This is a genomic window from Acinetobacter sp. GFQ9D191M, assembly GCF_011174875.1.
GTDB lineage: Bacteria > Pseudomonadota > Gammaproteobacteria > Pseudomonadales > Moraxellaceae > Acinetobacter.
On sequence record NZ_JAALGV010000029.1, the window covers coordinates 34116 to 48083 of the forward strand.

A 13968-nucleotide genomic window follows, 5' to 3' on the forward strand; every position below is an offset into this window, starting at 1 on the left:
CATAGTTTCTGAGCTCAATAAATTATTATTTTCTATAAGCGAACTAAAGATAGAAACTAAACTTTTCTATAAAAATCAATAAATATAAAGATTTATGGCACAAGGATTGTATGTGATTTCCACTGTATATCTCAGTTTTAAATAATTCAGTTTAAAAATAAAACCCGAGAAAAGAATTAAGAATAGAGTGATTTTGCAATGAAACAGTTTTTGCATCTTTGGGTACCGATTTTTTTGAGTAATAGCATCATAATGTTGGCCGGAATATTTGACATGATTTTCCTGTCTCATTACTCACCGCAACATGTGGCTGCTATGGCTGTGTGTTTATCTATTTATTCTTTATTATTTGTTTCGGGGACGGGGATTTTGCAGGGTATGATGCAGGAACTTGCTGAAGCATATGGGCGACGTGCTTTTGATAATATTTAAAAAATTCTGAAACAGAGCATCCTTATTGTCATCGTCCTGTCTGTATTTGCAGGATGGCTATTAACTCATGCAGATCCTTTGCTACATTTGTTAAAAGCAGATAGTGCATTACAGGCTTTGATTCAACCTTGTTTATGGTTACTGGCTTGGACGCTTCCAGCACATTTGTTAGTACGTATTTTATATATTTTAACGCAAGCCTGTGGTGAGGCGAAGCGTGTGTTCTATGCCAATATTTTTTATCTGATATTCAAAGTGAGTTTGGCCTATTGCCTGATTTTTGGGATTCAGGGTTATGTACCTGCCTATGGGGTTAAGGGAGCTTTCATTGCTCATCTGACTGTTCAATGGGCACTATTAGTGGTGTATTACCTGATATTTCTAGAAAAGCAGTTGCGTGTGCACTGGTCCGGACAATTCTTCCATTTTAAGACTTTGCTAAAAATCTTAAGAATCGGCTTACCCTCAGCAATTGTCGTATTTATTGATGTCTTTACAATTAGTGCGATTGCATTATTGATCTTGCCTTTGGGGGAGATAATAGTGAATGCGCATCAAGTAGCGATGGGTTTGGCTGGCCTGCTGTTTATGGTGCCATTTTCGATGAGCTCTGCTTTTAGCATTCTGGTCTCTACCAGGATTGGTGCAAATCAAGTGCAATCTGCCTGGGATTTAACTTTTAAAGCGTTACGTGTGGTGGTCGCAAGCGCAATTGTTTTGGCGATCTTGATCGCAATTTTTCAAAAACCGATTGTGACGCTATTTAGTGATAATAAGGATGTGCTTGCGGTGAGTCTGGCATTGATGTTCTTATTGTGCTGGATGCATATTTTTGATGCGATTCTGGTGATTAGCGTCAATATGCTACGTTGCTGGAAAGTGGTGGTCTTCCCCATGTTTATCTTTAGTGGAGTACTGCTATTAGGTGGATTGGGTGGAGGTTGGTATTTGGCTTATCATCCAGTATTGCTCTTCAATTTCAACCTGGATGTTTCAGGAATAAGTGGTTTCTGGTGGATGCTGGCTATTTCCTATACCTTTGCCGCATTGATGTGCTTGCTTTGCTTGGGACTTAAATACCGTAAGCATCTACAAACTGCATAAAAAAACCCGCGATGATCGCGGGTTTTTTTTATCTAATCAATTAGATTATTTCGCAGCTTTTTCAGCTTCGATAGAAGCAATTGCTTCATCAACGCCTTCGATAGAATCAGCAGCTTTTTTGATACGTGCAAGCGCATCAACTAATACTTCGTCAGCAGTTGCGTAAGAGATACGCATGAAACCACCTAGACCGAATGCATCACCAGGAACGACTGCAACACCAGTTTCTTCCAGTAACCAAGCAGAGAATTCTGTGCAAGAGTTCAGGCCTTTCGCACGAATCAATGGTTTGATGTTTGCGTATGCATAGAATGCACCATCAGCAGGTAGGCAAGAAATACCTTTAATGTCATTCAAGCCATTCACAACCAGGTCATGACGACGTTTGAATGCTTCAACCATTGGTACAAGAACGTCTTGAGGACCATTCAATGCAGCTTCTGCAGCAACTTGTGAAATAGAAGTTGGGTTAGAAGTTGACTGAGACTGGATTTTTTTCATCGCACCGATCAGTTTAGCAGGGCCCGCTGCATAGCCGATACGCCAGCCTGTCATTGCATATGCTTTAGACACACCGTTTAATACGATAGTGCGGTCGTAAAGGTCTGGGGCAACAGTTGCGATGTTGTAGAATTCATCTTCCCAGCGGATTGGTTCGTACATGTCATCAGATGCGATGAATACTTCTGGGTATTTACGCAGTACTGCAGCTAAAGCTTCTAATTCAGCTTTAGTGTAGATCATGCCAGTCGGGTTAGAAGGGCTGTTTAATACCACTAGACGAGTTTTGTCAGTGATCGCAGCTTCTAATTGCTCAGGAGTAATTTTAAAACGTTGTTCTTCACCACATTTCACGATTACTGGTGTACCTTCAGCAATGATCACCATATCTGGATAGCTTACCCAGAATGGAGCAGGGATGATCACTTCATCACCTTTGTTTAACAAAGCAAGTGCCAAGTTAAAGAAAGACTGTTTACCACCACAAGAAACCAGGATTTGGTTTGCTTGATAGTCAAGGTTATTGTCACGTTTTAATTTAGCAATAATTGCTTTTTTAAGACCTGGCGTACCATCAACAGCGGTGTATTTGGTGAAACCGTTGTTAATTGCTGCAATTGCTGCATCTTTGATGTGTTGAGGGGTATCAAAATCTGGCTCACCTGCGCCCAAACCAATAACGTTGTGACCAGCAGCTTTCAGTTCAGCAGCCTTATTTGTCACAGCAAGCGTAGGGGACGGTTTGATGGCATTCACACGATCAGAGAGACGTACGTCCACGGCAGTATTCCTTCTTATAGGGATTAAAAAATAAAAAGCACATTATCTTAGCCTAAAATGGTGCACATTGGGCAAAAGAATTTGGAAAAATATACGAAAAAAATGCTGAATCAGTGCAACCTTATCTTGAACATCGATAGGTAGTTTAGATAGACATGAACTAAGAATATGCTTTGAGGATGAGAATAATAGGGGAAATATAAACTAAAAATGGCCACTTTAAAGTGGCCATTTATGTGAGAAAGTGTTGTTGTTATGCACTAAAACGTGACAAATCTTCTTCAGGACGGGCAGTCAGCACTTCAATGCCATTTTTTGTTACCAAAAGAGTGTGCTCATATTGAGCCGATAATTTATGGTCTTTAGTGACCACAGTCCATTTATCACCCAGCAGTTTGGTTTGCCAAACACCGGCATTCACCATTGGTTCAATCGTAAAAGTCATACCTTCTTCAAGAACCATACCGGTATCTGGTTGACCATAGTGCAGAACTTGTGGTTCATCATGGAAAGTCGTACCGATGCCATGGCCACAGTATTCACGGACAACGCTAAAGCGTTCAGATTCAACATATTTTTGAATCGCATGACCAATGTCACCAATAGTAGCACCTGGTTTCACCACAGCCATACCACGATACATGGCTTCTTGAGCGACTTTGCACAGACGGTTTGCCAGGATTGAAGTTTCACCACCCACGATGTACATCATATTGGTATCCCCATGGAAACCATCTTTGATGACAGTGACGTCAATGTTTAAAATATCGCCTTTTTTCAGGATCTTGTTTTCAGATGGGATCCCGTGACAGACCACATGGTTTACAGATGTACAGATTGTATGCTGGAAAGCAGGGCGGCCAGGCGCTGCACCATAACCTAAACATGCAGGAATGGCATTCTGCACATTTACAATATAGTCATGACAAATCGTATCCAATTCCAGTGTCGTTACGCCGGGTTTGATATGCGGTTTGATCATATCCAACACTTCTGCAGCCAGTCGTCCAGCGATACGCATCTTTTCGATATCTTCAGCGGATTTGATTAAACGACGGGGAGCTTGATAAGTAGTGTTCATGATCTCTAAAAACTTTTGGAAATTTGTATGTGACTATGGTATAAATAGCCGCCCATTTTATCAAATGCTTTTTCGTGAATATATTTGCGAGGCTGATTGAATGGTGTATTAAAAATCCGCACATATATCGTCACATTACTCTGGGTGCCCGCAAGGGTGGAGAATGCGGATATATGGAGGCCTAACCCAAACTTTAAGGTAAAGAAAATGGCAGATTACAACGTAAGCATGCGCGACCTTCTACAAGCTGGCGCGCACTTTGGTCACCAAACTCGTTTCTGGAACCCAAAAATGCGTCAATACATCTTTGGCGCGCGTAACAAAATTCACATCATCAACCTTGAGCACACTGTTCCTGCGTTAAATGATGCTTTGAACTTCGCTAACCAATTGGCTAGCAAAAAGAACAAAGTTTTGTTCGTTGGTACTAAACGTGCTGCTTCTGCAATCATCCGTGAACAAGCTCAACGCGCTGGTCAACCATACGTAGATCACCGTTGGTTAGGTGGTATGTTGACGAACTGGAAAACTCTTCGCCAATCTATCAACCGTTTGAAAGACCTTCAAACTCAATCTCAAGACGGTACTTTCGCTAAACTTACTAAACGTGAAGCTTTAGAACGTAGCCGTGAGATGGAAAAACTTGAACGTGCTTTAGGCGGCGTTAAAAACATGGGTGGTTTACCTGACGCATTATTCGTAATCGACGTTGATCACGAAGCGATTGCAATTAAAGAAGCTAAAAACCTTGGTATTCCTGTAATCGGTATCGTTGATACTAACTCTAACCCAGACAACGTAGACTACGTTATTCCGGGTAACGACGATGCGATCCGTGCAGTAACACTTTATGCTTCTGCTATGGCTGATGCGATTCTTGCTGGTAAAGAATATGCTCAATCACAAGCAAATGCACAAGCTAAAGCAGAAGAAGCTCCTGCTTCTGAGGCTTAATGCGTTAGACGCTAGCTTGTCATTTTTGCGACACGTGATGGTGGCAAAGTAAGCGTTATGTATGCAGGCGGCCCATGAGAATCCTCTGGGCCGTTTCTGTTCTAAAAAGAATTCATTTTCTACCGAATTTAGGAGATAAACATGACTGCAGTTACAGCAAGCATGGTTAAAGAACTGCGTGATCGTACTGGTCTAGCAATGATGGAATGTAAAAAAGCTTTGACAGAAGCTGGTGGTGACATCGAATTAGCGATCGACAACCTTCGTAAATCTGGTCAAGCAAAAGCAGCTAAAAAAGCTGGTAACATTGCTGCTGACGGCGCGATCACAATTGCTCAAGAAGGCAACAAAGCAATCCTTCTAGAAGTAAACTGCCAAACTGACTTCGTTGCTAAAGACGAAAACTTTGCTGGTTTCTCTGCGAAAGTTGCTGCTGCTGCACTTGCTGCAAACGAAACTGACGCTGCTAAAATCGCTGAACTTAAACTTGAAGATGGCGCTACTGTAGAAGAAGCTCGTATTGCGCTAGTTCAAAAAATCGGTGAAAACATTCAAGTACGTCGTGCGAAAATTGTTGAAGGTGAAAACCTTGCTGTTTACAAACACGGTCTTCGTATCGGTGTTGTTGTATCTTACTCAGGTGATGCTGAAACTGGTAAAGGCTTGGCAATGCACATTGCTGCATTCAACCCGGTTGCTGTAAATGCTGAACAAGTTCCTGCTGACCTTATCGCGAAAGAAAAAGAAATCGCTGAAGCAAAAGCACTTGAATCTGGCAAACCAGCAAACATCGTTGAGAAAATGGTTGTAGGTTCTGTTGAGAAATACCTGAACGAAGTTGTTCTTGAGCGTCAACAATACGTAATCGACAACGACAAGAAAGTTGCTGAAGTTCTTAAAGCGACTGGTACTATTGTTGCTAACTTCGTTCGTTTCGAAGTGGGTGAAGGTATCGAGAAAAAAGCTGAGCTTTCTTTCGCTGAAGAAGTTGCTGCTGCTCAGGCTGCTGCAAAATAATTCGGTAACGAATTAGAAAAAAGCCCCGAATGGGGCTTTTTTTATGACTAAATAAAGAATGATCAAGGAGGAATTATGGCAAATAAAACCGATATGGGGATCGGGGCTGTCATTGCACTTTTGGTGGCTGCTTATTTAGGTCTGGATTTAGCAGAATCTAAACAACAGGCCAATACTTTTGTACCTTCAGCAGAAGTTGCGATTCAAGAGCAGACTAATGTTCAAAAAAGTACGCATAAGCTTTCTGATGATACCCAGCGCATAAAGCAAGCTTACCAGCAAAGACAAAGTGATCTTCAGGTTCAGGCGAGTGGTAAGGTGGTAGCGTTATTAAAAGATGATAATGAAGGTTCCCGCCATCAGAAATTTATTCTGGAGTTATCCACTGGTCAAACTGTATTGGTTGCGCACAATATTGATCTGGCACCACGCATCCAGAATATTCAAAAAGGGGATCAGGTTGTGTTTTTTGGTGAGTATGAATATAGCGAAAAAGGCGGGGTGATTCATTGGACCCATCATGATCCATCCAATAAGCACATCAGCGGTTGGTTAAAACACCAAGGAAAAACCTATCAATAAGGGAATTTTCCTTGATTTTATAAATGTAATGATATTACATACGCTTTAAGCGCACTGTATTGCCTCAGATTGACGAGATTTCCATTTAGGTAGGACTTTGCCTAAATAGGCATCCATGCACCATAACGGGCCAATGAGAAGGAATTGAAGGTCTTTGAAGAAAGAAGGCTTTTTACCTTCGACTTTGTGTCCATAAAATTGCCCAATCCAGGCAAAAACAAACAAGGCAATAAAGAAGCCGATCCCTACAGGCAAGACCCAGATGAACCAGGCCATCATCAGTGTTAGAGCTGCCATTGCCACAGCCAGTACGATATCTAAACGTGCATAAAACACAAAAGCCAGAACCAGGAGCAGGGCAGTTAGTAAAGCGCTAAAGTGCGCCATGATGCCAATAATGGAAAAATAGATGGTAGGCACGCAGACCCAATGGATCAGTTTGTTGGTTTTATTTTGATGACTTTCACTATATTCATCTAACCATTCGGATATTGTTTTCATTCTATCGCTCCCATCCATGAACGTACTGTTATTTTCAAAATATAAAACAGTTTGAGGGGATGGTCAAAGTGAAATCGATAGTGGGTGAGTAAAGGAGAGGAGGCCTATATCTGAATGGAATAATATCGACAGTATTAAGGATAAAAGTAGTTCGAATTCTTGCTCTACATCACCAAATAAAAAAGCCACATGACTGTGGCTTTTGAGTTAAATGTAGAGCGGTCAAATCTTATGAGTTTGGACCATCTACACGCTCAATATTAACATGTGCAGTACCAGCATTGGTAATACCAAGCTGTTTAGCAGCGCCGTAAGATAAATCTAGAACACGGTTGCCATGGAATGGACCACGGTCATTCACCTTCACGACAACACTCTTACCATTGTTTTTGTTAGTCACGCGGATAAAGCAGTTTAATGGCAGGCTACGGTGTGCAGCAGTCATTGCATTCATATCGAATGTTTCACCACTGGCAGTTTTACGGCCATGGAACTGACGACCATACCAAGATGCTGTACCTGTCTGACTGAATTTACGAACTGTGTTTGAAGCAACATTGTTCAGTTTCTCAATCACTGAAGGCTCTTCTGCAGGAATTGCAATTTTTGCTGCAATGGTTTGACGACGAACTTTATCGCCAGAACGCTCAGTGATTGAAAGGCTGTTCAAATTTGTGAAATTTGAATTGAAGCTTTGAGCTTCTTTGTTTAATACACGCGCTGCAAGACGCGAATTGTCATGATCATTATTGAATGATGATGACTGAACCATATCTGCTTGCGATTGCGTTAGAGTAACGGTCGCGGCGATGGCCATAAAATACTTCAAAAAAGAAGAATGCATTGAATCAACTCCTAACAGCATGTTTCATTAGATTGGGCCTAAGTAGCTGATAACCCTATAAACATGCCTGATATTTAACTTATGCAACTACATTTAACGAATTGGATAATATTCATGCTGGCAACTGGCTGTCTAGTGTTTAATTAAAATAGTTAAAAAAAGTACGCAAAATAAACAATGACTGATTAAAAAATAATCAATATTGTAACAAGGCGTAAAAAATGCCTAAAAAATAGGCATTTTGTTTAATAAAAATCTTGACTTTAATGGTTGGTAGGAAATTTTACTGTTATCGGCTCGTAATTTCTGTACCTAAAAGCCACAATGCAGTGGCATACATACGACTACGATTGTACGTGGTAATCACTTGAAAATTCGGATAAGTAATATAGTAAATCGGTCCGTAATTTTCTTGTAATTGAATAACATTGACCATATCAAGATCATCAATACGAACAATCGGATTCATCGGACTGATCCCTTGGGTTTTGATTACTCCATAAGGCGTTGGCTGAGTCAGATCTTTTGCGATGACAGAATCAGGATTCGAGCCGGTATAACGGGCAGGGAAAGCTATTGGCTGATCACGTTGCCAGCCATTTTGAGCCAGATAGTTTGCAATTGAACCAATCGCATCTACCGCAGAATTGCGCAGATCGATATGGCCATTGCCATCATAGTCGACCCCATACTTTGGAATATTACTTGGCATAAACTGCGGATAGCCCACAGCACCTGCATAAGAACCCACGATCGAGGATGCTGACACACCATCTTTATATGACCATGCGATCAATGCCGCCAGTTCATCCTGGAAGTATTGCGCACGACGTTCATAACCAAAGCCAAGAGTTGCCAGTGCATCACGGGTCACAAATGAACCCTTGTTGCTGCCAAAACCGGTCTCTACCCCCAAAATCCCCAAAATGATCGATTGTGGTACACCAAACTGCTGCTCAGCGCGATTTAGTGTTGCAGCATATTGCTGCTTGAAACGTACACCACGTTGAATCGTGCCTTCAGACAGAAAATTGGTCTTATAGGCATACCAAGGCTTACTTTCACCTGGACGATTCATGATATTGATAATATTTGGAAGATTTTTTGCTCCCGTCATTGCACTGTCTACTTGCTGAGCACTTAGACCATAGGTCTGCATAGTGTTCTGCTTGAAACTGGCATAAGAGGGATGATATTGAAAATCGTTGGCCAGGCTTAAACTACTGAGTCCGAATGCACTGACAAGGATCGAAAGCTGCTTCAATTTTTTATAAAAATTCGATTTCAACATCTTGGTATGATTTCCAATTTTTTGATAGGTTTGTGGCTATGTCATTTGAATCGTGCCATGAAAAAGATCAATTCACTTTTCTCAATTTTCTGGCATTAGAGGCAATATTAAAGATAACATTCTGATGAATAAGAGTCATATAAACTCCCTTAAAAACAGGAAAGGGTTGGTTGTTTTTTCAGCATTTTGTATTTTAGTTCACAATAACTGTAACAAGCTATTTCTTAAGCCACAAAAAAGCCTGACCGAAGTCAGGCTTAATCTGCATTATTTGAATAAATATGCGGCTTTATTCAGTAAAGAATAGGGTGTCGTGATATTCTGCCATTGCCTGAAGTTCATCCTTATTTAAATTCAGGATGATTTTATCTGCTGCAATATTAATCGCTTTGATTACCGCTGAAGCACCAATATCAGCAGCCTTGCGTTTAATCATGCCTAAATCTAAGGTTTTATTAAAGTCGACCATGAAATGACGTACAGTCGCTTCACCAAACTGTTTGTACAGATTGCTGAGACTCTGCTTATCGACACTTTGGCCAGCTTTTAATTCTGCATAATGGTGTTTTAGATTGGTGACCAGATTGGCATCCAGTGATTCACCAATACGGAAATTTCCTTCCAGATCTTTAAACAGGCTGCGTTCAGAAAAAGCAATCGACTCCTTGACGACTTCATTTGGTGCTTTACTCAGTAACTGTTTCAGTAACACTGCCACAGTAGACTTGATATAGCCTGCCAGTTTTTCTGCCGTATCGCGTTTTTCGCTTGCAGGAAAACGGCGTACCAGTTCCGTGAGAATTGCATCAATAATTTCATCATTAATCATTAATGCAGTTTTATCCCGCAGTGGATAAAGCGGTTCACTCGAGTTTTTATTTTTCTGTGCAGTCTGAATTGTATTTAATAGTTCTGCAGAAGGAATAAAACCAAAAAAAGGCATTCTTAAACCTCAATGTTTTTTATTGTCGCGCTAAACGAATAGGGCGAGGCATCCATGTGGAATCCGATACACGACAAGGGTTGATATCCAATCCACCACGGCGTGTATAGGTCGCATATACCATCAGCTTTTCCGGTTTCAGATTTTGCCAGATATCGGCAAACATCTGTTCCACACATTGTTCGTGAAAACCGTTGTGCTGACGATACGAAATAATATAAGCCAAAATACTCTTATAACAAGGTTTTTTGCCCTGATAGCGTATAAATACTGTACCCCAGTCCGGTTGTCCAGTGACTGGGCAGTTACTTCTTAATAAATGTGAATAGAGTTGTACTTCGATATTTTCATCGCTGTACTGATCTAAAGACAATAAAGAAGCATCTGGATGATTTTCCAGGCGTTCCGGAGTCAGGTCATCAATACAGATACCTTCAGGCTTGGAAATTTCAAGTTCATCAACATGGAAAAGATCCAGTGTGATTTCAGCACCGGCAGCTTTTGAGAGGTCTTTTTCTACAGTTGCAATAAAGGCCTCTTTTGAATCAAACTTGGCAAAGTTCAGGCTATTGAAATAGAGCTTTAAAGACTTTGATTCAATGAGATTTGGGGAAGATGCTGGCAGGGTAATTCGACCAATAGCCACTTGAGGTATGCCGGCAGAATTTAACCATGAAATTTCAAAAACATGCCACCAGTCTTTGCCTTGCTGAATAGCTTCAATATGGGCATATTTTTCACGGGCAGGCGCACGAGAAATCGGGAACAAAATATCGGGTTGATACTCTGTTGGGTAGTTGGTGTCTTTACCAAGGAGAGAATGTTCTACACTCATTATTCACGCATTCCTGAACCACGAGACAATAAATAGTAAGCAATACCGTAAAGCACGGCACACCAGAAAGTAATCACGACCAATGAAACGGAAACATTGACATCACTATGACCTAAAATGCCGAAACGGAACGCATTGACCATATACACGATCGGGTTAACTAAAGAGAGATTTTGCCAGAACGGACTTAAGGCTGAAATCGCATAAAATACACCGCCTAAATAGGTCAGTGGTGTAAGTACAAAAGTCGGGATGATCGAGATATCATCAAAAGATTTGGCATAGACAGCATTAATAAAACCGCCTAGAGAGAATAATAGCGAGGTAATGAGTACTGTATATATAGTCACAAACCAGTTAGTAATATAAAGGTCTGCAAAAAACAGGCTCATGGCACTGACAATAATGGCAACAAACAGACCACGAATTACACCACCCAATACATAGCCCCATAAAATGGCATGTAAAGGTACCGGGCTCATAATTAGCTCTTCAATGCTTTTCTGAAATTTTGAGCTAAAGAAGCTGGAAGAAACGTTGGCATAACTATTAGTAATCACCGCCATCATAATCAGACCAGGGACAATAAACTCCATATAACTATAGCCGCCCATTTCCCCAATACGTGAACCGACCAGATTACCGAAGATCACGAAATATAGACTCATGGTAATGGCAGGTGGCAGCAGAGTTTGTGGCCAGATCCGCATAAAACGGCGAACTTCTTTATGAACGATGGTATATAAGGCAACGCCGAGCTGATTTATATTCATTGTACAGCTCCATCCAGATTTTTCTCGACCATTTTCACAAATAGTTCTTCTAAGCGGTTTGACTTGTTACGCATACTGCGTACCTGAATGTTTTGTGATTCCAGTAACTGGAACAGATCATTCATACTGTGTGCTTTATCCAGTGTCACTTCTAGGGTCATTGGATCAACTAAATTAAATTTCACACCAATAATTTCAATATTTAATGGCTCAATAGGCGCAGCCAGATCGAAGATAAAGGATTCTTCATTGAGCTGATTCAGGAAGTTCTTCATAGTGGTATCTTCTTTGATCACACCACGATCGATAATCGCAATTTGACGACACAACATCTCTGCTTCTTCCAGATAATGAGTCGTTAAAATAATAGAAGTACCATTACCGTTCATTTCATTAAGAAAATCCCACATGGAACGACGCAATTCGATATCCACACCGGCTGTTGGTTCATCCAGAATCAATAATTTTGGTTCATGCATCATCGCACGAGCGATCATCAGGCGACGTTTCATACCCCCTGAAAGCATACGAGCTTGAGTAGAGCGTTTTTCCCAAAGACCCAGTTTATTTAAATATTCTTCAGCACGCGCTTGGGCAATTTTTTTAGGAATACCGTAATAACCGGCTTGAGTGACCAGAATATCAAAGGTTTTTTCAAACTGGGCGAAGTTAAATTCTTGGGGTACCACGCCTAAACATTGTTTGGCTTCAGAAGGGTGGGTATCCAGATTGTGACCAAAAATTTCAACGGTTCCAGAAGTTTTTCTTGTTAATGAACTGATAATACCAATAGTAGTGGACTTGCCCGCGCCATTAGGTCCTAACAGGGCATAGAATTCACCTTCAGGTACAGTTAAGTTAATTCCTTTAAGTGCCTGAAAACCATTTCCATAGGTCTTCGACAAATCCCTTAATGTCAGCGCATCAGTCATAGAGATCTCAAATGGTGAAAAGTTGAGATATTGTGAGTGATCTTGCAGAATAAACCAAGTCATTCACATGGAATTCTCTGTTGCTGTTTTGGCACACTGTATAAAGGATAGGCATAAAAATAACGAAGTTATAGATAGTTGCTTTACCTTATGCGAATTTTTGTTATGATGTGCGCATTCCAAAAAGCTGCGGCCATAGCTCAACTGGATAGAGTACAGGTCTCCGAAGCCTGTGGCGTGGGTTCGAGTCCCGCTGGCCGCACCATCATTTTATAAGTTCACTTTCCTCATTAGATTAAAAAATCAATTTCAGATCTATAAAATAAATTATGGATTCTCTTCCTCTTCATCCTGATGTTTTTGACGTATTTGATCTCTTTTAACCTGAGGGTCTTGATCCACGCCTAACTGACCGCGTTGAATCTCTCGATCCTGTTTCTCTTGCGGATCTAATTCCTCTTCTGGGAATTCTTCATTCAACTCTTCATCTGGTTTAACCATCGGGAATTACCTCTTGTTGAGAATATATATGAATAAGTCGCCTTGGTCCTTTAATTCTATAAAAGTGGGTGAATTACATTGTTGTATTTATAGTTTGTTTAATCTCATAAATTGTTGTTCCTATAAATAGATGTACTGAGTAGTTTTTCTATCAAAAAATTAGTATCTTATGCTCACAATAAAAATGAGACATAGATATGAAAAAATTATTATTCATTGGGTTGATGATTGGGGCTTCTTCAGTTGCTGGAGCAAATACACCATTAGCTATTCAATATGGTAATCCTGTTCCAATAGATAAAGCAGTAATTACAACTACACCTTATCATGCTCAAGAAAACCTAATAAGTCAGTACTCTTTGGCTTTTGGCTATGCCGGTTCAAAAATAGGGTCGGACAGTTTTTTGGGTACCGAATCATTCGATGGGCTGTTTATTAAGGGTGAATATCAATCCCATCCGACGGCCAGCTTATGGGCCGAATACAAATTTCAAAGTTCAGATATTGATTACAATCAAGTTGCAGTGGGGATAAAAAATAAATTTCTGGAAAATGATCAGCTTTATTCAGCAGTTTCTATAGGTCTGGGAATGAGCTGGGTAGATGAAAGTGAAACGGATGCAGATCTTGGTCGAATCGATCTTGAATTGGATTATTTTACAATTCCCGTTGCATTGGAAGTCGGTTATAAAGTTGCTCCTGAAGCAGATTTATTTGGATCTTTTGGTTATCAATGGATGTTTAACCGTGACGCCAAGATTTGTATGAATGGCGCATGTGTCTCTGGTAAGAGTGATGATCTGGACTTAAATGGGGTTACTTATCAATTTGGTTTTCGCTATTACTTTTAGTGGCTAATCAATCGCCTTAATAGCGAACTGAACCGTACCGGGTTTG

The 13968-nt window shown here is 40.6% G+C and carries 15 protein-coding genes, 1 tRNA gene and 1 pseudogene; 7 read left to right on the forward strand and 10 right to left on the reverse strand.

Translation table 11 applies throughout. The annotated features are described in order from the left end of the window. Positions 1-198 precede the first annotated feature (198 nt). A pseudogene (locus G5T77_RS17150) lies at positions 199-690 on the forward strand (MATE family efflux transporter); the annotation flags it as partial. Positions 691-831: 141 nt separating this feature from the next. Further along, positions 832-1536: an MATE family efflux transporter gene (locus tag G5T77_RS17155; RefSeq protein ID WP_354667257.1), complete on the forward strand. Its 705-nt coding sequence runs from the start codon at positions 832-834 to the stop codon at positions 1534-1536. A 45-nt stretch (positions 1537-1581) separates the two neighbouring features. Here the strand turns inward: G5T77_RS17155 and G5T77_RS06045 are convergent, their stop codons facing one another. After that, a complete protein-coding gene (locus tag G5T77_RS06045) occupies positions 1582-2817 on the reverse strand; it encodes a pyridoxal phosphate-dependent aminotransferase (RefSeq protein ID WP_005236666.1) in 1236 nt (411 codons plus the stop codon). A 253-nt stretch (positions 2818-3070) separates the two neighbouring features. Next, a complete protein-coding gene (gene map / locus G5T77_RS06050) occupies positions 3071-3898 on the reverse strand; it encodes a type I methionyl aminopeptidase (RefSeq protein ID WP_004784494.1) in 828 nt (275 codons plus the stop codon). A 207-nt stretch (positions 3899-4105) separates the two neighbouring features. Between map and rpsB the strand changes: the two genes are divergently transcribed. From rpsB to G5T77_RS06065, 3 genes are all read left to right on the forward strand, one after another. Further along, positions 4106-4852, forward strand: coding sequence for a 30S ribosomal protein S2 (rpsB, locus tag G5T77_RS06055; protein ID WP_004784492.1), 747 nt, complete (start codon positions 4106-4108; stop codon positions 4850-4852). Positions 4853-4993: 141 nt separating this feature from the next. Next, positions 4994-5869, forward strand: coding sequence for a translation elongation factor Ts (gene tsf / locus G5T77_RS06060; RefSeq protein WP_166138294.1), 876 nt, complete (start codon positions 4994-4996; stop codon positions 5867-5869). A gap of 75 nt (positions 5870-5944) precedes the next feature. Beyond that, a complete protein-coding gene (locus G5T77_RS06065) occupies positions 5945-6451 on the forward strand; it encodes a DUF3465 domain-containing protein (RefSeq protein WP_166138291.1) in 507 nt (168 codons plus the stop codon). Positions 6452-6496: 45 nt separating this feature from the next. Here the strand turns inward: G5T77_RS06065 and G5T77_RS06070 are convergent, their stop codons facing one another. From G5T77_RS06070 to G5T77_RS06100, 7 genes are all read right to left on the reverse strand, one after another. Continuing rightward, positions 6497-6952 carry an Mpo1-like protein gene (locus G5T77_RS06070; protein WP_005236656.1) on the reverse strand — a complete coding sequence of 152 codons (456 nt, stop codon included), beginning with the start codon at positions 6950-6952 and terminating at the stop codon, positions 6497-6499. 229 nt (positions 6953-7181) lie between these two features. Continuing rightward, positions 7182-7796: a septal ring lytic transglycosylase RlpA family protein gene (locus tag G5T77_RS06075; RefSeq protein WP_004784482.1), complete on the reverse strand. Its 615-nt coding sequence runs from the start codon at positions 7794-7796 to the stop codon at positions 7182-7184. A gap of 289 nt (positions 7797-8085) precedes the next feature. Next, complete coding sequence (gene mltB / locus G5T77_RS06080) at positions 8086-9087, reverse strand: lytic murein transglycosylase B (RefSeq protein ID WP_166138288.1); 1002 nt, start codon at positions 9085-9087, stop codon at positions 8086-8088. 289 nt (positions 9088-9376) lie between these two features. Further along, a complete protein-coding gene (locus tag G5T77_RS06085; RefSeq protein ID WP_166138285.1) occupies positions 9377-10030 on the reverse strand; it encodes a hypothetical protein in 654 nt (217 codons plus the stop codon). A 19-nt stretch (positions 10031-10049) separates the two neighbouring features. Next, complete coding sequence (queF, locus tag G5T77_RS06090) at positions 10050-10865, reverse strand: NADPH-dependent 7-cyano-7-deazaguanine reductase QueF (protein ID WP_166138282.1); 816 nt, start codon at positions 10863-10865, stop codon at positions 10050-10052. After that, a complete protein-coding gene (locus tag G5T77_RS06095; protein ID WP_159124083.1) occupies positions 10865-11638 on the reverse strand; it encodes an ABC transporter permease in 774 nt (257 codons plus the stop codon). Before G5T77_RS06095 ends, queF begins: the two co-directional genes overlap by 1 nt. Beyond that, on the reverse strand, positions 11635-12570 hold the full coding sequence (locus G5T77_RS06100) for an ABC transporter ATP-binding protein (RefSeq protein ID WP_166138279.1): 936 nt from the start codon (positions 12568-12570) through the stop codon (positions 11635-11637). Before G5T77_RS06100 ends, G5T77_RS06095 begins: the two co-directional genes overlap by 4 nt. Positions 12571-12759: 189 nt before the next feature. On the opposite strand from G5T77_RS06100, the gene G5T77_RS06105 reads away from it, so the two are divergent. Beyond that, positions 12760-12835 (forward strand) — tRNA-Arg (locus G5T77_RS06105). Positions 12836-12897: 62 nt separating this feature from the next. Here G5T77_RS06105 and G5T77_RS06110 read toward each other — a convergent pair. Next, positions 12898-13071 carry a hypothetical protein gene (locus G5T77_RS06110; protein WP_166138277.1) on the reverse strand — a complete coding sequence of 58 codons (174 nt, stop codon included), beginning with the start codon at positions 13069-13071 and terminating at the stop codon, positions 12898-12900. A gap of 197 nt (positions 13072-13268) precedes the next feature. Between G5T77_RS06110 and G5T77_RS06115 the strand changes: the two genes are divergently transcribed. Beyond that, positions 13269-13922 (forward strand): outer membrane beta-barrel protein, encoded by a 654-nt coding sequence (locus tag G5T77_RS06115; protein WP_166138274.1) that lies wholly within the window; start codon positions 13269-13271, stop codon positions 13920-13922. Positions 13923-13968: the final 46 nt, after the last annotated feature.

What these genes read in the sequence shown, in the direction of transcription:
- map (WP_004784494.1), bottom strand. Translation starts at nt 3,898, where the DNA reads ATGAACACTACTTATCAAGCTCCCCGTCGTTTAATCAAATCCGCTGAA.
- rpsB (WP_004784492.1), top strand. Translation starts at nt 4,106, where the DNA reads ATGGCAGATTACAACGTAAGCATGCGCGACCTTCTACAAGCTGGCGCG.
- tsf (WP_166138294.1), top strand. Translation starts at nt 4,994, where the DNA reads ATGACTGCAGTTACAGCAAGCATGGTTAAAGAACTGCGTGATCGTACT.
- G5T77_RS06065 (WP_166138291.1), top strand. Translation starts at nt 5,945, where the DNA reads ATGGCAAATAAAACCGATATGGGGATCGGGGCTGTCATTGCACTTTTG.
- G5T77_RS06070 (WP_005236656.1), bottom strand. Translation starts at nt 6,952, where the DNA reads ATGAAAACAATATCCGAATGGTTAGATGAATATAGTGAAAGTCATCAA.
- G5T77_RS06075 (WP_004784482.1), bottom strand. Translation starts at nt 7,796, where the DNA reads ATGCATTCTTCTTTTTTGAAGTATTTTATGGCCATCGCCGCGACCGTT.
- mltB (WP_166138288.1), bottom strand. Translation starts at nt 9,087, where the DNA reads ATGTTGAAATCGAATTTTTATAAAAAATTGAAGCAGCTTTCGATCCTT.
- G5T77_RS06085 (WP_166138285.1), bottom strand. Translation starts at nt 10,030, where the DNA reads ATGCCTTTTTTTGGTTTTATTCCTTCTGCAGAACTATTAAATACAATT.
- queF (WP_166138282.1), bottom strand. Translation starts at nt 10,865, where the DNA reads ATGAGTGTAGAACATTCTCTCCTTGGTAAAGACACCAACTACCCAACA.
- G5T77_RS06095 (WP_159124083.1), bottom strand. Translation starts at nt 11,638, where the DNA reads ATGAATATAAATCAGCTCGGCGTTGCCTTATATACCATCGTTCATAAA.
- G5T77_RS06100 (WP_166138279.1), bottom strand. Translation starts at nt 12,570, where the DNA reads ATGACTGATGCGCTGACATTAAGGGATTTGTCGAAGACCTATGGAAAT.
- G5T77_RS06110 (WP_166138277.1), bottom strand. Translation starts at nt 13,071, where the DNA reads ATGGTTAAACCAGATGAAGAGTTGAATGAAGAATTCCCAGAAGAGGAA.
- G5T77_RS06115 (WP_166138274.1), top strand. Translation starts at nt 13,269, where the DNA reads ATGAAAAAATTATTATTCATTGGGTTGATGATTGGGGCTTCTTCAGTT.